We start from the raw sequence: 22,589 nt of genomic DNA, 5'->3' as shown, positions 1-22,589 counted from the left end.
GGGCGACTCCGTGCCTAACCTGTGGCCCGTGATCCGACTCGTCCCGACCCTCGATCTCGCCCGCCCGACCCTCCTCACGGCGCTTCCTACCAAGGAGGAGGCGGCATCGGACGCGGCTGACGTCGTCATCCCGATCGGCTCGATCCTCGTCGCCGCGGTGATCGCCATCGCGCTCTCCGCGCTCATCGGGGCGCTCGTGAGCCGCATCGGGCGGCGGTCGCCGGTCGCCGCCGACCTCACCCGGCGCTCGCGGACCCCCCTGCGCTGCGTGCTGGTGATCGTCGCGGTGTGGATCGCGCTGCGCCTGAGCACCGACGACTCGCACTGGCAGGACACCGTCGAGCACGTGCTGCTCATCGCCCTGATCGTGGCGGTGACGTGGCTCATCGGGAGCCTCGCCTTCGTGCTCGAGGACGCGGCGCTGATGCGCTACCGCACCGACGTCGCCGACAACCGGCATGCGCGTCGGGTGCGGACCCAGGTGCAGGTGCTGCGTCGCGTGACGGTCGCGATCCTCGTGGTGTGCGCCGCGGCGGGCATCGCGCTGACGTTCCCGTCGGCGCGTGCCTTCGGTGCGAGCCTCCTCGCGTCGGCGGGGTTGCTGTCCATCGTCGCCGGCCTCGCCGCGCAGTCCTCGCTCGCCAACGTCTTCGCCGGGATGCAGCTCGCGTTCACGGATGCGATCCGCGTCGACGACGTCGTGGTGGTGGATGGGCAGTGGGGGCGCATCGAGGAGCTGACCCTCACCTACGTGGTGGTGCACGCGTGGGACGACCGACGGCTGATCCTTCCGTCCACGTACTTCACGACGACACCGTTCGAGAACTGGACCCGGAGGGCGGCCGAGCTGCTCGGGACGGTCGAGCTGGACGTGGACTGGCAGGTGCCCGTCCCCGCGATGCGCGATGAGCTGAGCCGGCTTCTCGAGGCGACCGACCTGTGGGACCGGCGGGTCGGGATCCTGCAGGTGGTCGACGCCGTCGGCGGCTCGGTGCGGGTGCGCGCGCTCGCGAGCGCGGCCGATGCGCCCACCCTGTTCGACCTGCGGTGCTACGTGCGCGAGGGGCTCGTCGCGTGGGCCCAGCGAGAGGCGCCCCAGGCCATCCCGCGCACCCGATGGGAGCAGGGCGCGGCGCCGGTCGGTGGCGTCGTGCCGGCCGAGGGGCCGTCCGTGGCGGGCTCGCTGGCACCCGCCGACGAGCCGGCCGGGTCGGCGAGGGCGGACGGGTCGGCCGCGTCGGACGACGAGCCGAGCGCAGGCCCCCAGCCGGGTGCTGGGACGACCGTGCCCTCCTCGACGGGGCCGCTGCCCCTGCCCGGCGCCTGGTCGGGAGAGGACACGCAGACGATGCGCCCCGTGGGCAGCACGTCCCGGCTGTTCACCGGGAGCTTCGAGGCGCTGGAGCGGTCGCGACACTTCCAGGGGCCCGGCCAGGACGTGATCGACGAGCGCGAGCAGAACGCCGAGGGCGGCGAGTCGTCGGCTCGCGGCGAGGCGGTGGTGTCGCCCGGACGTGGTGAGGTGGCTGGGTCGCCCGCTCGCGGCGAGGCGGCTGTGTCGCCCGCTCGCGGCGGGGCGGCTGGGTCGGGGAGCGGCGGTGAGGGGACGCTCGCACGGGGCGAACGGGCGGTGCTGTCGTCGGACGCACGCGGGACCGACGAGCGCGTCGGGCCCGACGCCTCCGGTCCGCCGAGCACGGGCGAGGTGAACCCCACCCCTCCGACCGCTCCCGTGCGCGCGTCCGTGATCCGGGTCCCTGGCTCCCGCGACGGGGATTCGGCCGGAGACGTGGCTGGCCCTGAGACTGCCGTGCGTTCGGCCGAACCCGCGTCCGACATGTCGGATGCCTCGGCTGCCAGGGAGCGTGGGCCCGCGGCCCAGGCCGGGCCCCGACGAGGACCGGTGCGCCAGGATGATGGTGAGTCCGAGGCGGGCGCCGCAGATGTCCGTCCGGCGGAGCCGGTGACACAGGTCATGCCTCCTGTCGAGGACGTGATCCCTCCCGCCCCGCGCCGGATGAGCGGCCACCGCCACGCTGCCGAGACGGACGAGAGCTGACCTCACATCCTGCGGGGCGCTGGCGTCTACCTAGGGACGCGGCGAGAGAATGCGGCGTCTGACGATCGCCCCGGTCGGGCTGCGGCCCGTGGCGGAGCTGAACAGGAGCGTGAGGCGGGTGCCTACCACCGACGGGTTGGTTGCGGACGCGACGACGATCGCGAGTTTGAGCTTGGGGGCGACGAGCTCTGCGGGGCTGGGCTCTGCAGGCGCGGCGAGCTTGGCGGGACGCGGCCGAGCAGTCATGCGTGCCGGCCTGGTCGTGGACCGGGCCGGGGCGACCACCACGACGCACACGGTGGTGTCCTCGCCGCTGGGCCCGGTGGTGCTCGTCGCCGAGGACGGGATGCTCAGCCGCGTGCTGCTGCCCGACACCCGCCGGGCACCCGAGCTGGAGCTGTTCGGCGAACGGACGGACGAAGGGCTCCAGGACGCGGCCCGGCAGCTCGCGGAGTACTTCGCGGGAGAGCGCACGGTCTTCGACCTCCCGCTGCACCAGGTGGGCAGCCCGTTCCAGCTCCGGGTGTGGGCCGGGCTGGTCACGATCCCGTTCGGCGAGACCCGCACGTACGGACAGCTCGCTGCGCAGCTCGGCCTCGACCCGCGCACCACCTCGCGCGCCGTGGGCTCCGCCAACGGGAGCAACCCGCTCGCGATCGTGGTCCCGTGCCACCGGGTGATCGGCGCGGACGGGACGCTCACGGGCTACGCGGCAGGCGTGGAGCGCAAGCGGTTCCTGCTCGACCTCGAGGGAACCCGGCTGTTCTGAGGCGCGCTCGGCAACAGGGCGGCAGGGTGCGCGGGGACACGGCGGCGGCACGCGAGGGGACACGAAGGCAGCCCGCGCGGGATGCGACGGCCGCGCGCGAGGGGATACGGGTGGCAGCGCGCGGCGACGCGGTGGCAGCCCGCGACGGGACACGACGGCAGTGCGCGGCGACACGACGGGCAGCGCGGGCGGAGCTGCGAGGTGGCGGCGCGACGGAAGGCTCGCATGGATGCATGAGGCGAGCCGGCCCTCGGCACGCCATGCTCGTCGCATGAGCACCCCAGGAGCCGCGCCAGCACGGTCGGTCGACCCGGAGCGGCACGCGTACGGCGAGCCGTCGGCCCCCGTCACGGTGCTCGAGTACGGAGACCTGGAGTGCCCGCACTGCCGCGCCGCTGCGCCCGTGCTCCGTGAGCTCGTCGACACCTCGCAGGGCCAGGTGCGGCTGGTCTGGCGGCACTTCCCGCTCTTCGAGGTGCACCCCCACGCGCTCACGGCGGCTCTGGCGTCCGAGGCCGCGGGGGAGCGCGGCCGGTTCTGGGAGCTGCACGACCGGTGCTTCGCCGACCAGTCGCATCTCGCCGACGTCGACCTGCGCAGGCACGCGCTGGCGCTGGGGCTGGACCCGGACGTGGTGGCGGGGGTCGGCGCGCAGCGGTACGCGCCGGCCGTCGAGGTCGACTACCTGGCCGGCATCGCCGCCGGGGCTCAGGGCACGCCGACGCTCTTCGTGGGCGGACAGCCGTTCCGTGAGCGCGCCGAGCTCGGCCGGCTGCGCGCCGCCGTCGACGTCGCCCTCGCGCGCGCTCGCCAGGGGTGATGCGGCAGCATGAGGACGTGACCGAACCGATCCACCGCACCATCCCGTCGACGGCCCTCGTGACGGGCGCGGGCAGAGGGATCGGCCGGGGGCTCGCTCTCGGGCTCGCGCGCGCGGGGTTCGCGGTGGCCCTCGTCGGCCGCACCCGCGCGCACCTGGACGTGGTCGCGGACGAGGTGCGGGCCGAGGGAGGCACCGCCTTCGCCGCCGCTGCCGACCTCGTGGACGCCACCGAGGTCGCCGACGCGGTCGCGAGGGCGGAGGTCGAGCTGGGCGGGATCGGCCTGCTGGTGAACAACGCCGGCGTCATCGAGCGCATCGAGACGGACTTCGTCGAGGACGACGTCGAGGACTCGTGGCGCGTGGTCGAGACGAACGTCCGCGGGCCGATGCTCGTGAGCCACGCGATCCTGCCCGGCATGCTCGCGCAGGGCGGCGGTCGCATCCTCAACGTCAACTCGGGCTCCGGTTACCGGGCCGGTGCCGCCTACACCGGGTACAGCGTGAGCAAGGGTGCGCTGGCGCGCCTCACCGCGATGCTCGACGCGCAGTACCGCGACCGCGGCGTGCGGGTGCTCGACATGGCACCGGGGCACGTCGAGACCGACATGACGACGGCGATGCCGCTGCACGACGGTCGGTCGCAGTGGACGCCGCTCGACGACGTGGCCGCCATGGCCGTCGCCTTCGCGCGCGGCGAGCTCGACGAGCTCTCGGGCCGGTTCGTACGCGTCGGGACCGACACCGTCGACTCCCTCCGGGCGCTGGCCCCACGGATCGTCGCGTCGGACGCCCGGGCCCTGCGTCTGGTGCCCTACGGAGCCGACGACCCGATCGCCTGAGCAGACGGGCAGCCGGCGGCCCGGTGGGTCGCGGCCACAGCCGGCCGGACCCGGAGCCTGCGCGCGCGGCTTCCCCGGCCGCCAGGTCCCTGCCCCGCGTGCGCGGGAACCGGACCGACCTAGACCTGCACGCCCCACGGAAGCGGCGGAAGGGTGGGCGGCGGCCCGTCCGCTCCCGGCGAGCACAGCGGCAGCTTCTCGCCCAGCCAGCGCAGCAGCACCGAGCCGAGCACGGCGGCGACGAGCGAGCCCGCGAGGATGCCGATCTTGGCCTGCGCGAGCTGCGCCTCGTCGTCGAAGGCGAGCTGGGCGATGAACAGCGAGATGGTGAACCCGATCCCCGCCAGCACCGCCCCGCCGAGCAGGTGCCCGTACCGCACCCGGCCCGGCAGGTCGCCGAGCCCGAGCCGGATGGCGAGGGTGGCCGCACCCGTGATGCCGATGGCGTTGCCCAGGACGAGCGCCACCGCGATGCCGATGGTCAGGCGCGAGCTCATGGCGTCGGCGACGGTGTCGGGGTCGAGCTTGATGCCGGCGTTCGCGAGACCGAAGAGCGGGACCACGACGTAGGCGCTCCAGGGGTGCAGCATGCGCTGCAGGCGGTCGCTGGCGGGCACGGCGGCGCGGGCGGCGAGCTCCGCGAGATGCTCGCGCTCGGCAGTGGTGTCCTCGACCAGGTCCCCGGCGTAGCCCGCGACCGCCTCGACGTGCTCCCGGCGGGGGAGCGTGGCCGGCACGAGCAGGCCGACGAGCACGCCCGCGAGGGTCGCGTGGACGCCGGACGCGTGGATGGCCAGCCAGAGCGCCGCGCCCGCGAGCACGTACGGCAAGAGCTGCCATACCCGTAGCCAGCGCATGACGAGCATGCCGACCACCACGAGCGCGGCCAGCCCGAGGGCGAGCACGTCGACGTCGTCCGAGTAGAAGACGGCCATGACGGTGATCGCGCCGATGTCGTCGACGATCGCGAGCGTGAGCAGGAACAGGCGCAGCCGATCCGGGCAGGCGGGCCCGAACAGCGCCAGGATGCCCACCAGGAACGCCGTGTCCGTGGACATCACGACGCCCCAGCCGTGCGCCGAGTCCGTGCCCGCCGTGAAGGCGAGGTAGATCAGGACGGGGACCAGCAGCCCCCCGAGTGCCCCGAGCGCGGGAACCGCCACGGTGCGGCGCTCGCGAAGCTCGCCGTGGCTGACCTCTCGGCTGATCTCGAGTCCGACGACCGCGAAGAACACCGCCATCGCGGCGTCGTTGACCCAGTGCTGCAGGTCGAGGTCGAGCGACCAGTCACCCAGGTGGATGCCGGCGGTCGTGGACCAGAAGGCCTCGTAGCCGCCGGACCACGGCGAGTTCGACCAGACGAGGGCCAGCACGGTGGCGGCGAGCAGCACCATGGCGGACCCGGCCTCGGTGGCCAGGAACTCGCGCACCGACGGCGAGATCGCCGGTACCCGGACGCGCAGAGCCGGCCCAGGTGTGGACGAGGGGGCCGACATGCGGTCCAACGTCGCAGGTCGCCGAGCCGGATGCAACGGGCTCGGCCGAGGGCGAACGCGTCAGCCGTCGTTCCCGGCCGCGATCTCGGCGGCCCGGTCCGGCACGTAGGTGGACAGCTCGCGCGGGGGCCGCTCGTACCCGGTGCTGGGTGCCGGGCGGGCGGGGAGATGGATCTTCTCGCGCGGCACGTCGGTGTACGGGATGGTCGACAGCAGGTGGGACAGCATGTTGATGCGGGCGGCCTTCTTCACGTCGGACTCGACGATGAACCACGGGCTCGCGGGCACGTCGGTGTGCACGAGCATCTCGTCCTTCGCGCGCGAGTACTCCTCCCACCGGGAGATGGACTCGAGGTCCATCGGGGACAGCTTCCACTGCCGCAGCGGGTCCTTGAGGCGCGAGCGGAAGCGCTTGAGCTGCTCGCCGTCCGACACCGAGAACCAGTACTTGCGCAGCAGGATGCCCTCCTCGACGAGCATCTGCTCGAAGATCGGCGTCTGGCGCATGAACTGGCTGTACTCCTGCGGAGTGCAGAACCCCATGACGCGCTCGACGCCCGCTCGGTTGTACCAGGAGCGGTCGAAGATGACGATCTCCCCGGCTGCGGGGAGGTGCTGCACGTAGCGCTGGTAGTACCACTGCGACTTCTCGCGCTCGGTGGGCGCGGGCAGCGCCGCCACGCGAGCGGTCCGAGGGCTGAGGTACTCCGTGAGGCGCTTGATCGTGCCGCCCTTGCCGGCTGCGTCGCGCCCCTCGAAGATGACGACGATCCGCGCGCCCGTGGCCTTGGTCCACTCCTGGAGCTTGACCAGCTCGCCCTGGAGGCGGAACAGCTCGGCCTCGTACGCCTTCTTGGACAGCTTGGCCGTCTTCTTCGACATGTCCGGAATGTATCCGGTGCGAGCCGCTTCGGCGTGCGCTGGCGCCCAGTGCGTCCGTCTGCGCGTCCGATCGCACCCGTTCGTGGCTCCGGGCTCCGGGCAATGGGCAACGGGCGGTGGGGCACCGGGCACCCGACGAAGCACCCCGCACAGCACCCGGCAACCGGCAGGCTGCGCTCGGCTCCCGGTATCCATGGACCCGAGGGTGACTAGGCGGCGCGGGGCAGCATGGCGCCGTCCCGGGCCGTGAAGGTCCATCCGCCGGTCGGTGACCGGCCGATCTCGATCCTCGACCGGTGGACCACGTCGTGGTGGTACCTGCACAGGAGGATGCCGGTGTTCGCGTCGGTGCTCCCGCCCCGTGCCCAGTGTTCGACGTGGTGGACCTCGCCCAGCGCGGGAGGTGCGGTGCAGGTGGGATACCGGCACGTCTGGTCGCGCGCGATGACGGCTCGTCGTCGTGGGCCGGTGAAGGTCCGCTCGGCTCGTCCGACGTCGATGACCTGGGATCGCGCACCAAACACCACGCGCGTGAGCTCGCTGTCGCACGCCAGCCGTGCCAGGACGCTCGCGGGGACCGTCCCCGCCCCGAGGATCTGCGCGACGGCGAACCGTTCCACGTCGGCGCGACGGGAACGAGGGGGAATTGGCGGTCCGCATCACCCGTCCCGAGGTCGCTCGGACCACCCGAGCCGACGTCCCGGCTCTTCCGGCGGCCCGCGTAGGCGCTGTCGACCGCTCGGCGCAGCGAGTCGAAGTCCACGACGCAGGAGAGGTGAGGGCGGGCCTCGGTCCCGGTGCCTGTCAGGCCGCGGTCCAGGACGAGTCGCGCCAGGTCGGCCAGTGCTTGCCCTCGGCGCTGCGGCGTCGTCCGGTTGTCGTCCTTGGCCGGCGGCGTCATGACGGTGTCGAGCGCGCTGCGCAGGGCAGCGCCGTGGTCCGTGGTGAGGAAACCGCGCAGGAACATGCCTCCGGTCGTCTCGGCGAGCGTGACGAACTCGCGCTCGGTGGCCGCGACGTAGCCCCGCTCGTCCGCCTCGGGGTCGGCGGCGGCGGCCCAGCCCTTCACGAGGCGCGTGAACGTGTCTGCCCCGAAGTCGCTCGCGCACGCGACGAGGTAGGCCTCGCCGCACTCCGAGTCGGCGTCGGCCAGCGCCTCGCGCCGCGCCTGCGTCGTGGTGGCGTGACGGGAGAGGGCGAGCGCGTGGTCAAGCGGAAGCTCGCCGGCGGCGGTGGCCTCGCCTGCGCGACCGAGCTCGCCGGCGAACGAGCGGCCGAGGCGGACGAGCTGCCGCGCGCGGACGTACGTCATCCGCCCGCGCGAGGCCAGCCAGGCGCTGATCGACCGGCTGCCGTCCGTAGACCACCAGCCATCGGCCTCGACGACCGGAACGAGACGCGCGGCGAGGCCGGTCAGGCGCCCCGCGAGCCGGTCCAGCTCCACGAGCTCGTGCGCGGCGTGCCGACCGTCGAGCGACGCGACGGGGAGCTCGTTCAAGGCGTCCACGCACGACGTCATCGTCGCGAGCAGCTCCGTGCGATCCATGGCCGGCCACCTCCTCGTTCGAACAAGTGTACGAACGAGGTGTGACATCAACCGAGTCGGCACCGCACCTGCGTCATCGAACGCACGGTAGACCCGCACCTGCGGCGATAGGCTCGCGCGCATGACGCTGTTCAAGATCAGCGAAGCGGCCTCCCTCCTGGGCGTCAGCGACGACACCCTGCGCCGGTGGATCGATGCGGGCACGCTGCGTGCCGTCCAGGACCAGGGCGGCAGAACCGTCGTGGACGGTACCGACCTCGCGGCGCTCGCGGTCGACCGGGCACGCACGCCGGAGGACCCCGCGGCGGGGCACACGTCCGCGCGCAACCGCTTCGTCGGGCTCGTCACGGCCGTCACGGCGGACACCGTGATGGCGCAGGTCGAGCTGCAGTGCGGGCCCTTCCGCGTGGTCTCGCTCATGTCGAGCGAGGCCGTCCGCGAGCTGGGCCTCGAGGTCGGCTCCCGCGCCGTGGCGGTGGTGAAGGCCACGACCGTCGTGGTCGAGACGGCGGGATCCCCGCGATGACGCGCACGACGGCCGCGGCGGCGCTCGTCGCCCTCCTGACCCTGGCGGGCTGCTCGTCGGCGCCGGTCCCTGAGGACGCTGCGGGCGGCGCCCCGAGCGCGAGCGCGGACGGGCTCACGGGCGAGCTCACCATCTTCGCCGCGGCCTCGCTGCAACCCGCGTTCGACGAGCTCACGGCCGCCTTCGCGGCCGAGCACCCCGGCGTGACGGTCGACCCGGTGACCTACGACGGATCGTCGACGCTGGCCACCCAGCTGGTCCAGGGCGCGCGCGCCGACGTCTTCGCGTCCGCCGACGAGACGACCATGGCGCCGGTCGTCGACGCCGGGCTGGTGGACGGTGCGCCGACGACGTTCACGACGAACTCGCTCCAGATCCTCGTCCCGCCCGGGAACCCGCAGCAGGTGGCGAGCCTCGCCGACCTCGCCACCCTCGCGGCGCGCGGTGGCACCGTGGTGCTGTGCGCCCCCGAGGTGCCGTGCGGGTCGGCGGCCCGGAAGGTGCTCGACGCGGCCGGGGTCGAGCTCGCGCCCGCGAGCGAGGAGCAGAACGTCAGCGCCGTCCTCACCAAGGTCACCGCGGGCGAGGCGGACGCGGGGCTGGTGTACCGCACCGACGTGCTGCGCGCGGGCCACCTGGCCAGGGGCGTCGACTTCCCCGAGGCCGACGAGGCGATCAACCCGTACCCCATCGCCGCGCTCGGCGACGACGCGCGGCCGGACGGCCACGACGCCGCGACGGCGAGAGCGTTCGTCGAGCTGGTGCTCTCCGGCGAGGGCCAGAAGGTGCTCGCCGAGGCCGGCTTCGGCGCCCGGTGACGAGCACCGCCGTCGCGCGCCCGACGACGACCGGTCGCACCGGCACCGTGGGCGCGCCCCGGCTGCTCTGGCTTCCCGCGGCGCTGGCCGTCGGCCTGCTCGTCATGCCGATCGTCGCCCTCGTCGTGCGCGCCAGGTGGTCGACGCTGGCGGCGGACGTCATGTCGCCCGCCGCGCGCGAGGCGCTGCGGCTCTCGCTCACGACGTCGGTGGCCGCGACCGCGATCTGCCTCCTGCTCGGCGTGCCGCTCGCCGTGCTCCTGGCGCGCACGAGCGGCTGGGCGGCCGACGTCCTGCGCGCGCTCGTGACCCTTCCCCTGGTGCTGCCCCCCACGGTCGGCGGCATCGCCCTGCTCTACCTGCTGGGCCGGCGAGGCATCGTGGGGGAGTCGCTCGACGCGTGGTTCGGCATCCGGCTGCCCTTCACCACAGCGGCGGTCGTGATCGCGCAGGCGTTCGTCGCGATGCCCTTCCTGGTGCTCGGCGTGGAGGGCGCGCTGCGCACCGCGGGCACGCGGTTCGAGGTGGTCGCGGCGACCCTCGGGGCGGGCCGATGGACCGTCCTGCGCCGCATCACCCTGCCGCTGGCTCTGCCCGGCCTCATCAGCGGCACCATCTTGTGCTTCGCCCGCGCCCTGGGAGAGTTCGGCGCCACGGCGCTCTTCGCGGGCAACACCCCGGGCGTCACCCAGACCATGCCGCTGGCCATCTACGCCGCGTTCAACGGGGCGGGCGTGCCGCAGGGCACGGCGGTGGCCCTGTCGCTGCTGCTGGTCGCCGCGGCCGTGGCGGTGCTCCTGGCGGCGCGCGCGTGGCGTCCCGGAAGGGCGACGTGAGCCTCCACGCGCGGGTCGTCGTCCGGCGTACGGGGTTCGTGCTCGACGCGCAGGTCGAGGCCCGCCCCGGCCGCATCGTCGCCGTGGTCGGCCCCAACGGTGCCGGCAAGTCCACGCTCCTGGCGGCCGTCGCGGGCCTCGTCGTGCCCGACGAGGCGAGGATCGACATCGGCGACCGGACGCTGACCGACACCGCGCGGGGCGTGCACGTCCCGCCCGAACGCCGCGACGTCGGCCTGCTCGGCCAGGACCCGCTGGTGTTCCCGCACCTGGTGGCACGCGAGAACGTGGCGTTCGGCCCGCGCAGCCGCGGAGCGGGCGCTCGCGAGTCGCGTGCGGTCGCGGACCGGTGGCTCGCCGACGTCGGCCTCGCCGGTCTCGGCGACAGGCGTCCGGACGCGCTGTCGGGAGGCCAGCGTCAGCGTGTGGCCCTCGCCCGCGCGCTGGCCCCCGAGCCCGCCGTGCTGCTGCTCGACGAGCCGTTCGCCCAGCTCGACGTCCGGACGGCGGCGGAGCTGCGCGACCTGGTCCGCGCGCAGGTGCGACGCACCGGCACGGCAGCCGTGCTCGTCACCCACGACGTGCTCGACGCCCTGACGCTGGCGGACCACGTGGTGGTGCTGCACGAGGGACGCGTCGTCGAGCAGGGCGACGCGCTCGCGGTCCTGACCGACCCGGTCCATCCGTTCACGGCCGCGCTCGCGGGCGTGAACCTGGTGGTCGGCACCATGCGGGACGGTGCCGTGCGGACCACCGACGGCGTGGTCCTGCCGTGCGGCGACCCTGCGCCCGCGAGCGGTGCGCGGGCGCAGGCCACGTTCCCACCCAGCTCGGTCCGCTTCGTGCCGCCGCAGGAGGCCGGCTGGGACGCGCACGTTGTGGACACCGAGCCGGGCGCCACGGGCATCCGCGTGCGCACCACGGGCGACGTCCTCGTGGACGTGCTGCCCGCCGTGGCGGCCGGGCTGTCGCTGCAGGTGGGCGCGCCGGTGCGGCTCGCGGTCGACCCGTCGTCGGTGCGCGTGCGGGCCGTCCCGACGAGCGGACCCGTCGCGACCTGAGGCCCGAAACCTCACAACCACCGCGGCGGAGCGGTGCGCGAAAGGTTCGCAACGCGCAACAGCCCCGCGCAGGGGGCGGAAACATCGCCTCTCTAGCGTCGTCGCGTCCGAGCTCCACCATCCGCTCCGGAGGCACTCATGGCGACACCGCTCGTGGACACGCAGAACGTCGAGGTCGAGGCACCCGCCCCGGCGCTCGGGACCGGGGCCGCGCTCACGCGGCGGCCCGGGCGATGGATCGACGGCTGGAACCCCGAGGACGCCGGGCAGTGGGCGAGCGTCGGCCGCGGGGTGGCCCGACGCAACCTCGGGCTGTCCGTGCTCGCCGAGTTCCTCGGGTTCGCCGTCTGGGCGCTGTGGAGCATCGTCGTGCCGCAGCTGCCCGCGGCCGGCTTCGAGCTCACCGTGGACCAGATGTTCTGGCTCATCGCGGTGCCCAGCCTGGTGGGTGCGACGCTGCGCATCCCGTACACGTTCGCGGTGCCGGTCTTCGGCGGCCGCAACTGGACCATCGTCTCGGCGCTGCTCCTGCTCATCCCGACGGTCGCGCTGGCGCTCGTCGTCCAGGACAGCTCCACGTCGTTCGGCGTCCTGCTGGCCGTCGCAGCGCTCGCGGGCGTGGGCGGCGGCAACTTCGCGTCGTCGATGGCCAACATCTCGTTCTTCTACCCCGAGCGGGAGAAGGGCCGTGCGCTCGGCCTGAACGCCGCCGGGGGCAACATCGGCACGGCCGCCGTCCAGTTCGCGGTGCCGATGATCATCGTCGGCTCCGCCGGGGTGCAGCTGGAGCGCGCGGGCTGGATGTTCGTGCCGCTCGTCGTCGTCGCCGCCCTGCTGGCCTGGCGGTTCATGGACAACCTCTCGCACGCGAAGTCCGACCCGCGCTCCTACGGCGTGGCCGCGCGCTCGCGGCACACCTGGATCATCTCGTTCGTCTACATCGGCACCTTCGGCTCCTTCATCGGCTTCTCGGGCGCGTTCCCGACGCTGCTCAAGGCGCAGTTCCCCGAGGTCACCGTCTCGATCGCGTTCGCGGGTGCACTGGTGGGCTCGGTCGCCCGCCCGGTGGGCGGCTGGCTCGCCGACCGCCTGGGCGGCGCGCGGGTCACCATCGGCGCGTTCGCCGTCATGGCGGCCGGCACCATCAGCGCGATCGTCGCCCTGCGCGAGCACGCGTTCGGGCCCTTTCTGGCCTCGTTCCTCGTGCTCTTCACGGCGACGGGGGCCGCCAACGGGTCCGTCTACCGCATGATCCCGGCCGTGTTCCGGCACGGCGCAGGCGACGCGGCCGACCGTGCACGTCGGGCCAAGGCCGCCGCCGGATGCCTCGGCATCGCGGGCGCGGTCGGCGCGTTCGGTGGCTTCCTGATCCCGCGCGGCTTCGCGTACTCGACGAACCACACGGGCAACATCCAGGCCGCGCTGTGGGTCATCGTCGGCGCGTACGCGATCATGGCGGGCGTCGTCTGGGCGGTCTACCAGCGCCGCGGGTCGTCGTTCGGCTCCACGGTCATCTGACGAGGCGCACCCGCACGATGACGACCACCACCAGTCCCGCCCTCGGTGGGAGCACGCCGTCGCTCGAGCAGGTCGCGACCGTGTGCTCCTACTGCGGGGTCGGCTGCGGGATCGTCCTCGGCGTCGCCTCCGACGACGAGGGCCGCCGCGTGGTGCGCTCGGCGCGCGGCGACACGTCGCACCCGGCGAACGCCGGGCGGCTGTGCACCAAGGGCGCCACCAGCGCGGACGTGCTCGCGGCGACGGGTCGGGCCACGCACGCGCTCGTGCGCGCGGAGCGTGGCGCCGAGCTCGCCCGGGCCGACCTCGACGAGGCCGTGGCGCTGGTGGCGCGCCGGCTGCGGGAGACCATCGAGACGCACGGCCCGGACGCGGTCGCCTTCTACGTCTCGGGGCAGATGAGCCTGGAGGCGCAGTACCTGGCCAACAAGCTCGCCAAGGGGTACCTGCGCACGCAGTGGATCGAGTCCAACTCGCGCCTGTGCATGGCGAGCGCGGGCACGGGCTACAAGCTCTCGCTCGGCGCCGACGGCCCGCCCGGGGCGTACGACGACCTCGACCACGCCGACGTGTTCCTCGTGATCGGCGCGAACATGGCGGACTGCCACCCGGTCCTGTTCCTGCGGCTGCTGGACCGCGTCAAGGCGGGCGCCAGGCTCATCGTCGTCGACCCGCGGCGCACGGCGACGGCCGACAAGGCCGACCTGTTCCTGCAGGTCGCGCCCGGCACCGACATCGCGCTGCTGAACGGGCTGCTGCGCCTGGTCGTCGAGGCCGGTGGGCTGGACGAGCAGTTCGTCGCCGAGCACACCGAGGGCTGGGAGGCGCTCGAGGCGCTGCTCGAGGACTATCCGCCCGACGAGGTCGCGCGCATCACCGGGGTGCCCGAGCCCGACCTGCGCGCGGCGGCGGCGCTGCTCGCCGGCGCGGACGACTGGGTCTCGTGCTGGACCATGGGCCTGAACCAGTCGACGCACGGCACATGGAACACCAACGCCCTGGTGAACCTGCACCTCGCGACGGGCGCGATCTGCCGCACTGGCTCGGGTCCGTTCTCGCTCACGGGCCAGCCCAACGCGATGGGCGGCCGCGAGATGGGCTACATGGGACCGGGCCTACCGGGTCAGCGCTCGGTCCTGGACGACGAGGACCGCGCGTTCGTCGAGGACGTCTGGAACCTGCCACCGGGGACGCTGCGAGCCGACTTCACGGGCCGCGGCACGGTGGACATGTTCGAGCGCATGGCGGCGGGCGAGATCAAGGCCTGCTGGATCGTGTGCACCAACCCGGTCGCCTCGGTCGGCAACCGCCGGAGCGTCATCGAGGGCCTCGAGCGCGCCGAGCTCGTCGTCGCGCAGGACGCCTTCGCGGACACCGAGACCACCGCGTACGCCGACGTCGTGCTCCCGGGGGCGCTGTGGTCGGAGGCCGACGGCGTCATGATCAACTCCGAGCGCAACCTCACGCTCGCGCGCGCGGCGCTGCGGCCGCCGGGCGAGGCCGTGCCGGACTGGGAGCTCATCGCCCGCGTCGGCGCCGCCATGGGCTACGAGGGGTTCGACTTCGCGTCCTCGCAGGAGGTGTTCGACGAGCTGCGCGCCTTCGCCAACCCGCGCACCGGCTACGACCTGCGCGGGGTCACCTACGAGCGCCTGCGCGGTGGCTCCGTGCAGTGGCCGGCCCCTCCCGGCGCACCGCGGCGCAACCCCATCCGCTACCTCAACGACGGCGTGAGCCAGCCGGTCCTCGAGCGGCCCGACGGGGTGCGGCCCCGGCTGCGGTTCCCGACCCCGTCCGGCCGGGCGCGTTTCCATGCCCGCCCCCACCTTCCCGCGGCCGAGCTCCCCGACGACGACTACCCCTTCGTCCTCAACACAGGTCGCGTCCAGCACCAGTGGCACACCATGACCAAGACGGGCAAGGTCGCCAGGCTCAACAAGCTCGCGCCGGCGCCGTTCGTGGAGCTCCACCCGTCCGACGCCGCGCGGCTCGGGGTCGTCGACGGGACGCTCGTCGAGGTCGCCTCCCGGCGCGGACGTGCCCTGCTGCCGGCCACGGTGACGGACCGCGTGCTGCCCGGCTCCGTCTTCGCGCCGTTCCACTGGAACGACCTGTTCGGCGAGTATCTCGCGGTGAATGCGGTCACGAACGACGCCGTCGACCCGATCTCGTTCCAGCCCGAGCTCAAGGTGTGCGCGGTGGCCCTGACGCCCGTCGCGGCCACGGCGCCCGCGGCGTCGCCCGACGAGCGGGCCGCCGCCGAGGCGCCCGACGAGGGGGCCGCCGCCGAGGCGCCCGACGCTAGGGCGCCCGACGCGGAGGCCACGCGCGGCGGGCTGACCCCCGGGGCGCTCGCCATCCGTGCGCTGGGTGCCGCCCTGGGCCTCGACTCGCACGAGCCGCCCGCGCTCGGCGAGAGCGAGCGCCGCTACCTGGCCGGCTTCCTCGCCGGGCTGGGCGGCGGCCAGCCCGGCACGCCCGTGCTCCCGCCCGGTGCACCGCTGGACGCGGACCAGGCGCTGTGGGTCGACGGCCTGCTCGCCGGGCTGTTCTCCCGTACGCCCGAGCCGCGCTCCCGGGCGGCCGAGGCTGCCGGGTCGGCCGTCGCTCCGGGCTCGGCGGCTGCAGCGGCCCGTCAGGTGGTAGTGCTCTGGGCGTCCCAGACCGGCACCGCCGAGGACCTGGCCGCCGTGGTGACCGAGCGGCTGGTGGGGATCGGCCTCGCCCCGCGCGTCGTCGCGATGGACGAGTGCCTGCCGTCCGCGCTGCCGACGGGAGCCGACCTGGTGCTGGTGACCAGCACGTTCGGCGACGGGGACGCGCCCGACAGCGGCGCGGCGTTCTGGGACGCCGTCGCCGCGCCCGACGCGCGCCGGCTCGACGGGTCCCGTTTCGCGGTGCTCGCCCTGGGGGACTCCAGCTACGACAGGTTCTGCGGCCACGGTCGCCGCCTGGACCACCGGCTCGAGGAGCTCGGTGCCGCGAGGCTCGTGCCGCGGGTGGAGTGCGAGCCCGGCGAGGACGACCGGGCACGCGCCTGGATCGACGCGCTCGCCGACGTCCTGGGCGGCGCCGACGACCCGCCCGCCCCAGTCACCCTTCCCGCCACCGCACCCGCGACCGTGCCGACTACGACCACACCACGGCCCGCAGCACCCACGCCCACCACGAGCGGTCCCCGCGTCGCCACGCGGCAGCAACCGGGCGAGGCGCGCATCGCGGCCAACCGCCTCCTGTCCCTGCTGGGCTCGGGCAAGGAGGTGCGCGAGATCGTCCTGGACGTGCAGGACAGCGACCGCGAGGTCACGTACCGGGCGGGCGATGCCCTCGCCGTGCGCCCCACGAACGCCGCCGCGTTGGTCGACGAGTGGTTCGCGGTCACGGGCTGGGACCCGGACCAGGAGGTCATGGTCGACGGTGCGCCGCGGCCGCTGCGCTCGGCCTTGGCCACGGACCTCGACATCACGCGGGTCTCGGCCGACCTCCTCGGGCTCGTCGCGGAGCGCTCGGGAAGCGCGCAGCTGCGGCACCTGCTGCGGCCCGACAACGGCACCGAACTGGCGCGCTGGACGTGGCGGCGGCAGGCCGTCGACGTGGTGGCCGAGCTCGCGCCCGAGCTGCCCGCGCCCGACCTCGTCGCGGTGCTGCGTCGGCTCACGCCGCGGCAGTACTCCATCTCGTCGAGCCCCCGCGTCGCTCCGTCGGCCGTGTCGCTGACGATGTCGGTGGTCCGGTACGAGTCGCCGGCGGGTGCGGCGCGCGGCGGCGTGTGCTCGACGTTCCTCGCCGACGCGCCGCTCGGCACCCGCGTGCCGGTGCACGTCCAGCCGACCTCCCACTTCCGCCCGCCGGCGTCGGACGTCCCGGCGATCATGGTCGGACCGGGCACGGGAGTCGCGCCGTTCGTCGGCTTCCTCGCCGACCGCGCGGCGGCGGGGCACACCGGGCGCAACTGGCTCTTCTTCGGCGAGCAGCACCAGGCCACCGACTTCTACTACCGGGACGAGCTCTCGCGGATGGTGTCCGACGGCACCCTCGACCGGCTCACCACGGCCTTCTCGCGCGACCAGCGCGGCAAGGTGTACGTGCAGGACCGGATGCGCGAGCACGGTGCCCGGCTGTGGGACTGGCTGCAGGAGGGTGCGTCCTTCTTCGTGTGCGGCGACGCGTCACGCATGGCCAAGGACGTCGACGCCGCGCTGCGCGAGGTCGCCGTGCGGCACGGCGGGCTCAGCGCCGAGGCGGCGGCGGCCTACGTCAAGCAGCTCGCAGCCGCGCGACGCTACGTGCGCGACGTGTACTGACCTCAGGGCGGAGCTCGCGCGATGCACCGCCGTCAGTCGACCGACACCTCGATCTCGTCGTACCCCTCGGCGCCGTCGGGCACCACGTCCACGTCGGCGCCCGACTGCGGTCCGTCGGGGTCGAACGCGCGCACCCGCAGCGTGTGGTCGCCCGCCTCGGCGGACCAGCGCCAGCTCCACTGCCGCCACGTGTCGATGCCGCCGTCGGCGGCCAGCGTGGCGTCCTGCCAGGGGCCCGAGTCGACCCGGACCTGCACGCGCGTCACGCCCCGGTGCTGCGCCCACGCGGTGCCCGCCACCACGACCTCACCCGCATGCAGCGGGTCGCTCGCGCGCGGCACGCTGATGCGCGACTGCGTCTTGATCGGTCCGCGGGGCGACCAGCCGCGGTCCGTCCAGTAGGCGGTGGCGTCGGCGAACCGGGTGACCTCGAGGTCCACCACCCACTTCGTGGCGGACACGTACCCGTAGAGCCCGGGCACCACCATGCGCACGGGGAAGCCGTGCTCGACCGGCAGGGGCTGTCCGTCCATCCCGATGGCCAGCAGCGCGTCGCGGTCATCGGTGAGCGCCTCGAGCGGGGTGGACGCCGTGAAGCCGTCCACGCTCCTCGACAGCACCATGTCGGCGTCGGCGTGCGGCCCGGCGCGCGCCAGTAGCTCACGCACGGGCAGGCCCAGCCACCGCTGGTTGCCGATGAGGTCGCCGCCCACCGGGTTCGACACGCAGCACAGCGTGACCCACGCCTCCACCAGCTCGGAGGCGAGCAGCTCGTCCCACGTGAGCGTGACCTCGCGGTCCACGAGACCGTGCACGCGCAGCGACCAGGACGCCGGGTCCACCTCCGGCACCACCAGCGCGGTGTCGATCCGGTAGAAGTCCCCGGCGGGGGTCTTCCACGGCTCCATGCCGGGGGTGGCCACCTCGACCCCGGCCGGCACCGCGGGGGCCGGTACAGCGGGGGCGGGCAGGTGCAGAGCGGCACGCGCGGCCCGGGCGGCGCGAGCGGGGGCGCCGACTGCGCGCCCGACGAAGGCCGCCACGATCCCGAGGCTCGCCGCCGCCGCCGTTGCCTGGAGGAACACGCGCCGGTCGGGACCGCGCGCGGGGCTGCGGCGGGTGCCGTCCCCCGACCCGCCCGCGACCGTCGAGCCGCCCGCGACCCCCGAGCTGCCGGCCACCGCCGACCCGCCCGCGACCGTCGAGCCGCCCGCGGCCCGCGACCCGCCGTCCGCCAGCCCCGAGGCTCCCGCGCCCGCGACCGCCGAGCCGCGCACCACCGCCGAGCCGGCGGGCGCCGTCGGCAGCCGGTCGATCAGGAGCCGGAGCGTCACCAGCCCGGCCACCCCCGCCGCGACGCTGGGCAACGCGGCGAGCGCGCCCGTGTCGGGCCGGGTCATCGCGGCGATGCCGCCGAACGCGGCCAGCAGCACCACGAGGGTGGCCCCCCAGCCCCACCAGCGCCGTGCGAGCACGCCCGCTGCCGCCGCGAGCAGGGCCAGCACGAGCACCTCACCCAGGCGCAGCACCAGCTTGTCGTCGGTCCCGAACGTCGTCGTGGCGAACTCCTTGAGCCACGGCGGGGTCGCGTCGACGAAGGCTGAGCCCAGGGCGTTGAGCGGGTCCGACGGCGCGCCGGTGAGGAGCGCGACGAGGCTGCCCACGCCCACGCTCACCGCGCCGGCAGCCAGACCCGCCAGCGCAGCGAGGCCGTCCAGGGATCTGTCTCCTCGCGCGCTCATCGCACCTCCGCTCGGCTCATGGTGCGCCCCCGAGGCGTGCGCTGCGCGACTCGACCGGGGTGATTCCGCTAAAGGGCGGGCGAACCCAGACCGGCGGGCACGTGCGCCCCGTGTCCGGCGTCCCCGAGCGCGGCTCGGACACGCTCGGCCGCGGCGTCCAGGTCGCCGGCCGGCACGTCCGAGCGTGCGTTCGCGAAGCTCAGGCTGGCCTCGTCCCACGCGGGCAGCACGTGCAGGTGCAGGTGAGGCACCTCGAACCCCGCCACCAGCAGCGCGGCGCGCGGAGCGTCCCACGCGGCCTGCTGCGCGCGCCCGATCGTCGCGGCGACCGTCATCAGGTGCGCCAGGACGTCGTCGGGCGCGTCGGTCAGCTGCACGATCTCGGCGCGGGGGACCACCAGCGTGTGGCCGTCCGTGATCGGCGCGATCGTGGTGAACGCGACCGCCACGTCGTCGGCCCAGACGAAGCGCCCGGGGATCTCGCCGTCGATGATGCGGGTGAACAGGGTCGCCATGGCTCCAACCTAGTCAGCGTGCCCGTGCCGCGGCTCACCGGGACGCGAGGGCGTCCTTGAGCTTGACCCGCCCACCCGCGTGCAGCACCGCGTTGGAGTACACGCGGCCCGCGAGCCACACCAGCACGGGGATCACCGCGAGCGAGAGTCCCAGCGACAGCGCCACCTCCCACGGCGCGGCCGTGTCGAGGGCCTGCCGGATCGGCATGACGAAGGGCGCGGCGAACGGGACGAACGACAGCACCACCACGAGGGAGTTCTCGGGGTCGTAGGGCGCGATGCTGATCCCGATGATGTACGGCACGATCATCAGCGCGATGACCGGACCGGTGACCGAGCCGATGTCCTCCTGGCGCGAGACGAGCGCGGCGAGAGCCGCGAGCACCAGCGCGAACATCGCGAAGCCCACGACGAACCACACGAGCGACCAGAGCGCGACCGAGCCGACGTCGAGCGACGACGAGTCCAGCACTCCGAAGCCCAGGGCCGATCCGGCCGCGGCGCCGACGATGAGCACGAGCTGCAGCAGCCCCACGGCGCCGATGCCCAGCACCTTGCCCGCCATGAGCTGCCACGGCCGGACCGTCGCCAGCAGCAGCTCGACCACGCGGCTCGTCTTCTCCTCGACCACGCCCTGCGCCACCAGCTGGCCGGCGTTCATGAGCGCGATGAACAGCAGGATGCCCACGATCACGCCGGCCACCACCTGGCCGCCGTCGCGTTGGGGCTCTGGTTCGAGCGCCGTCACCTGGGGAGCCGCCGCCGAGAGCTCCCGCGCCACCTGCGCCGGGTCGCCGCCGAGCTCGGTGATCGCCGTGCCGAGGGTCAGCTGCTGCGCGAGCGAGCCGAACACCGCGGCGAGGGGGTCGGGCAGGCTCTGCTCGACGACCACCTCGAGCTCGGGGGACACCGCCACCACGAGGGCGTCCACGTCACCGGAGCGCAGCAGCGCCTCGCCCGCGGCGCGGTCCGGCACCTCCTGCGTCTGCACCTGGACACCCACGCCGGTGCCGGTCGACTCGACCAGGGCGGCCGTGCCCGCGACGTCCTGCGTGACTGCCACGTGCTGCGTGCCGTCGGGCGTGCCGACCAGCTTGAGCACGAGCCCGCCGAGCACGACGATCACGACGAACGCGACCGTGATCCAGATGAACCCCTTGGACGCCACGCGCGTCCGGATCTCGCGGCCCGCGACCATGCGGATCACGGCGCCGGAGCCGAGCGCCCGCGCCCCGCTCATGCCGCACCCCGCGCGGTCGTCGCCTCGGCCGCTGAGCCGGTGTCCGCCCCGAGGTCCGCGGTCACGACGTCTCGGTAGAGCTCGCTCAGCGACGGGCGCACGAGCGCGAACTCACGCACCGGCGCCGCGGCCAGCGCCGCGTGCAGGACCGCCTGGTCCACGTCGGCGGCGGCCGTCGCGTCCTCCTCGACCACCGTGGTGCTCCCCGCCGACGAGACGACGCGCACGCCTGCCAGGTCGGCGGCCCAGGACGCGTCGGGCGGCCCCTGCACCGACCAGCGCCGGTGCTCGGTGCGTCGCAGCTCCTCGATCCCCCCCACGGCGACCATCGACCCAGCGCGGACGATGCCGACGCGATCGCTCAGCCGCTCGACGAGCTCGAGCTGGTGGGAGGAGAACACCACCGGCCGGCCGGCCGCGGCCTGGTCACGCAGCACCGCGCTCATGACGTCGACGGCGACCGGGTCGAGCCCCGAGAACGGCTCGTCGAGCACCAGGATGTCGGGCTCGTGCACCAGGGCGGCCGCGAGCTGCACGCGCTGCTGGTTGCCGAGCGAGAGCTTGAGCACCTCGTCGCCCCGCCGCTCCGCGATCCCGAGCGTCTCGGTCCACCGCTCCATCGACGCGTGCGCGGCGCGGGCATCGAGGCCGTGCAGGCGCGCGAGGTAGACGAGCTGGTCCGCGACCTTCATGCGCGGGTAGAGGCCGCGCTCCTCGGGCATGTAGCCGATGCGTCGCCGGGTGTCGGCGTCGATGGGCCTGCCGTCCCACCGCACGTCCCCGCTGTCCTGGGCCAGCACGCCCAGCACGATGCGCATGGTGGTCGACTTTCCGGCGCCGTTGGAGCCGACGAACCCGAAGATCTCGCCGGCTCGGACGTCGAACGTCATGTCGCGCAGGGCGCGGACAGTCCCGTAGGTCTTGTCGAGGGCGTCGATCTCGAGCGCGGTCACCGGACGATTCAACCAAAGCCGGCAGCCATTGGTGGGAGGTCAGCCGCGGTCGTGCGCCATCCGCGCCAGGGCCAGCACCGTGTTCCAGTTGCGGGCCGTGCCGCGTCGGCCGGCGGCCTTCGACAGCACCGGCAGGGTCAGCTTCGAGCGCCCGATGCCGTCCGGGTAGTACGCGTACGCGTGGGACCCGTGCCAGACCACCTGCTCGCGGCCGTACGGCGCGGGGTCGAACGACGTGCCGCCCACGGCGCCGTCCCAGGCGTAGACGACCAGGTGCGACGGGTCGTCGCGCGCCTGGTCAGGGAACGGCAGGCCGTCGATCACGGCATCCCACTGCGCCACCGTGCGGGCGACGACGGGCACGTCGAAGCCGAACTCCTCCGACAGCGCCGCACCCAGCTCGCGCTCGACGCGTGCCGTCCCGTGCGTGGTGACGAGCACCAGGTTGCCGCTCGTGACGTAGCTGGCGACCTGCTCGTAGCCCAGCTGCTCGGCGACCGCGCGCATGGGCGCGGCGGTCACCTTGCGGCCCCCCACGTTCACGGCCCGCAGCAGTGCGATGACGACTCCCATGGGCGCCAGCGTGCCACGGGTGCTCACACGGTCGGGCGCGCGGGTGTGCGCGAACTGTTCCTGCCAGGAAACGAGGCCGCGCCTGGATC

At 74.1% G+C, this 22,589-nt stretch carries 19 protein-coding genes; 11 read left to right on the top strand and 8 right to left on the bottom strand.

Features of this window, described 5'->3' with window-relative positions; genetic code table 11:
- The first annotated feature begins 28 nt into the window (after positions 1 to 28).
- The 4 genes from QRT05_RS10855 to QRT05_RS10840 all read left to right on the top strand — a co-directional run bounded on the left by QRT05_RS10855 (position 29) and on the right by QRT05_RS10840 (position 4,490).
- Positions 29 to 2,059, top strand: a complete 2,031-nt coding sequence (locus QRT05_RS10855) for a mechanosensitive ion channel domain-containing protein (RefSeq protein WP_289447247.1) — start codon at positions 29 to 31, stop codon at positions 2,057 to 2,059.
- Positions 2,060 to 2,303: 244 nt separating this feature from the next.
- Positions 2,304 to 2,828, top strand: coding sequence for a methylated-DNA--[protein]-cysteine S-methyltransferase (locus QRT05_RS10850; RefSeq protein ID WP_289447246.1), 525 nt, complete (start codon positions 2,304 to 2,306; stop codon positions 2,826 to 2,828).
- 271 nt (positions 2,829 to 3,099) lie between these two features.
- Positions 3,100 to 3,648, top strand: a complete 549-nt coding sequence (locus QRT05_RS10845; protein WP_289447245.1) for a DsbA family protein — start codon at positions 3,100 to 3,102, stop codon at positions 3,646 to 3,648.
- Between the two features lie 17 nt (positions 3,649 to 3,665).
- Positions 3,666 to 4,490 (top strand): SDR family NAD(P)-dependent oxidoreductase, encoded by an 825-nt coding sequence (locus QRT05_RS10840; RefSeq protein WP_289447244.1) that lies wholly within the window; start codon positions 3,666 to 3,668, stop codon positions 4,488 to 4,490.
- A gap of 119 nt (positions 4,491 to 4,609) precedes the next feature.
- On the opposite strand, the gene nhaA is transcribed toward QRT05_RS10840, so the two are convergent.
- The 3 genes from nhaA to QRT05_RS10825 all read right to left on the bottom strand — a co-directional run bounded on the left by nhaA (position 4,610) and on the right by QRT05_RS10825 (position 7,488).
- A complete protein-coding gene (gene nhaA, locus QRT05_RS10835; RefSeq protein ID WP_289447243.1) occupies positions 4,610 to 5,986 on the bottom strand; it encodes a Na+/H+ antiporter NhaA in 1,377 nt (458 codons plus the stop codon).
- A gap of 60 nt (positions 5,987 to 6,046) precedes the next feature.
- A complete protein-coding gene (ppk2, locus tag QRT05_RS10830) occupies positions 6,047 to 6,868 on the bottom strand; it encodes a polyphosphate kinase 2 (protein WP_289447242.1) in 822 nt (273 codons plus the stop codon).
- A gap of 209 nt (positions 6,869 to 7,077) precedes the next feature.
- On the bottom strand, positions 7,078 to 7,488 hold the full coding sequence (locus QRT05_RS10825; RefSeq protein ID WP_289447241.1) for an HNH endonuclease signature motif containing protein: 411 nt from the start codon (positions 7,486 to 7,488) through the stop codon (positions 7,078 to 7,080).
- Between the two features lie 155 nt (positions 7,489 to 7,643).
- On the opposite strand from QRT05_RS10825, the gene QRT05_RS10820 reads away from it, so the two are divergent.
- From QRT05_RS10820 to QRT05_RS10790, 7 genes are all read left to right on the top strand, one after another.
- Positions 7,644 to 8,459, top strand: a complete 816-nt coding sequence (locus tag QRT05_RS10820; protein WP_289447240.1) for a hypothetical protein — start codon at positions 7,644 to 7,646, stop codon at positions 8,457 to 8,459.
- Positions 8,460 to 8,535: 76 nt separating this feature from the next.
- Positions 8,536 to 8,940 (top strand): TOBE domain-containing protein, encoded by a 405-nt coding sequence (locus QRT05_RS10815; RefSeq protein WP_289447239.1) that lies wholly within the window; start codon positions 8,536 to 8,538, stop codon positions 8,938 to 8,940.
- Positions 8,937 to 9,758, top strand: a complete 822-nt coding sequence (gene modA / locus QRT05_RS10810) for a molybdate ABC transporter substrate-binding protein (protein WP_289447238.1) — start codon at positions 8,937 to 8,939, stop codon at positions 9,756 to 9,758. Before QRT05_RS10815 ends, modA begins: the two co-directional genes overlap by 4 nt.
- A complete protein-coding gene (locus tag QRT05_RS10805; protein ID WP_407650331.1) occupies positions 9,755 to 10,594 on the top strand; it encodes an ABC transporter permease in 840 nt (279 codons plus the stop codon). Before modA ends, QRT05_RS10805 begins: the two co-directional genes overlap by 4 nt.
- On the top strand, positions 10,591 to 11,655 hold the full coding sequence (locus QRT05_RS10800; RefSeq protein WP_289447237.1) for a sulfate/molybdate ABC transporter ATP-binding protein: 1,065 nt from the start codon (positions 10,591 to 10,593) through the stop codon (positions 11,653 to 11,655). Before QRT05_RS10805 ends, QRT05_RS10800 begins: the two co-directional genes overlap by 4 nt.
- A gap of 138 nt (positions 11,656 to 11,793) precedes the next feature.
- Positions 11,794 to 13,173, top strand: coding sequence for an MFS transporter (locus QRT05_RS10795; protein WP_289447236.1), 1,380 nt, complete (start codon positions 11,794 to 11,796; stop codon positions 13,171 to 13,173).
- Positions 13,174 to 13,190: 17 nt separating this feature from the next.
- A complete protein-coding gene (locus QRT05_RS10790; RefSeq protein ID WP_289447235.1) occupies positions 13,191 to 17,477 on the top strand; it encodes a bifunctional nitrate reductase/sulfite reductase flavoprotein subunit alpha in 4,287 nt (1,428 codons plus the stop codon).
- 32 nt (positions 17,478 to 17,509) lie between these two features.
- On the opposite strand, the gene QRT05_RS10785 is transcribed toward QRT05_RS10790, so the two are convergent.
- From QRT05_RS10785 to QRT05_RS10765, 5 genes are all read right to left on the bottom strand, one after another.
- Entirely contained in the window at positions 17,510 to 19,219 is a 1,710-nt protein-coding gene (locus QRT05_RS10785; protein WP_289447234.1) for a molybdopterin-dependent oxidoreductase, read from the bottom strand.
- Between the two features lie 68 nt (positions 19,220 to 19,287).
- Positions 19,288 to 19,734, bottom strand: coding sequence for an HIT family protein (locus QRT05_RS10780; protein ID WP_289447233.1), 447 nt, complete (start codon positions 19,732 to 19,734; stop codon positions 19,288 to 19,290).
- 34 nt (positions 19,735 to 19,768) lie between these two features.
- The gene (locus QRT05_RS10775) at positions 19,769 to 20,974 is read right to left on the bottom strand and encodes an ABC transporter permease (RefSeq protein WP_289447232.1); all 1,206 of its coding nucleotides are present in this window, start codon (positions 20,972 to 20,974) and stop codon (positions 19,769 to 19,771) included.
- On the bottom strand, positions 20,971 to 21,927 hold the full coding sequence (locus tag QRT05_RS10770) for an ABC transporter ATP-binding protein (RefSeq protein ID WP_289447231.1): 957 nt from the start codon (positions 21,925 to 21,927) through the stop codon (positions 20,971 to 20,973). The genes QRT05_RS10775 and QRT05_RS10770 overlap by 4 nt, the downstream gene beginning before the upstream one ends.
- Before the next feature lie 39 nt (positions 21,928 to 21,966).
- On the bottom strand, positions 21,967 to 22,500 hold the full coding sequence (locus tag QRT05_RS10765) for a DUF1697 domain-containing protein (RefSeq protein ID WP_289447230.1): 534 nt from the start codon (positions 22,498 to 22,500) through the stop codon (positions 21,967 to 21,969).
- Positions 22,501 to 22,589: the final 89 nt, after the last annotated feature.

The sequence above is a fragment of the Cellulomonas edaphi genome, from assembly GCF_030362815.1.
In the GTDB taxonomy this organism is placed as follows: domain Bacteria; phylum Actinomycetota; class Actinomycetes; order Actinomycetales; family Cellulomonadaceae; genus Cellulomonas; species Cellulomonas edaphi.
The sequence above is the reverse complement of the archived record's forward strand: the minus strand, read 5'-3'. Positions and strand labels throughout refer to the sequence as shown.

Bases quoted from the DNA above. Each gene is read 5' to 3' on its own strand.
- QRT05_RS10850 (WP_289447246.1), top strand. From the start codon at position 2,304: ATGCGTGCCGGCCTGGTCGTGGACCGGGCCGGGGCGACCACCACGACG.
- QRT05_RS10845 (WP_289447245.1), top strand. From the start codon at position 3,100: ATGAGCACCCCAGGAGCCGCGCCAGCACGGTCGGTCGACCCGGAGCGG.
- nhaA (WP_289447243.1), bottom strand. From the start codon at position 5,986: ATGTCGGCCCCCTCGTCCACACCTGGGCCGGCTCTGCGCGTCCGGGTA.
- ppk2 (WP_289447242.1), bottom strand. From the start codon at position 6,868: ATGTCGAAGAAGACGGCCAAGCTGTCCAAGAAGGCGTACGAGGCCGAG.
- QRT05_RS10815 (WP_289447239.1), top strand. From the start codon at position 8,536: ATGACGCTGTTCAAGATCAGCGAAGCGGCCTCCCTCCTGGGCGTCAGC.
- modA (WP_289447238.1), top strand. From the start codon at position 8,937: ATGACGCGCACGACGGCCGCGGCGGCGCTCGTCGCCCTCCTGACCCTG.
- QRT05_RS10795 (WP_289447236.1), top strand. From the start codon at position 11,794: ATGGCGACACCGCTCGTGGACACGCAGAACGTCGAGGTCGAGGCACCC.
- QRT05_RS10790 (WP_289447235.1), top strand. From the start codon at position 13,191: ATGACGACCACCACCAGTCCCGCCCTCGGTGGGAGCACGCCGTCGCTC.
- QRT05_RS10785 (WP_289447234.1), bottom strand. From the start codon at position 19,219: ATGAGCGCGCGAGGAGACAGATCCCTGGACGGCCTCGCTGCGCTGGCG.
- QRT05_RS10780 (WP_289447233.1), bottom strand. From the start codon at position 19,734: ATGGCGACCCTGTTCACCCGCATCATCGACGGCGAGATCCCCGGGCGC.
- QRT05_RS10775 (WP_289447232.1), bottom strand. From the start codon at position 20,974: ATGAGCGGGGCGCGGGCGCTCGGCTCCGGCGCCGTGATCCGCATGGTC.
- QRT05_RS10765 (WP_289447230.1), bottom strand. From the start codon at position 22,500: ATGGGAGTCGTCATCGCACTGCTGCGGGCCGTGAACGTGGGGGGCCGC.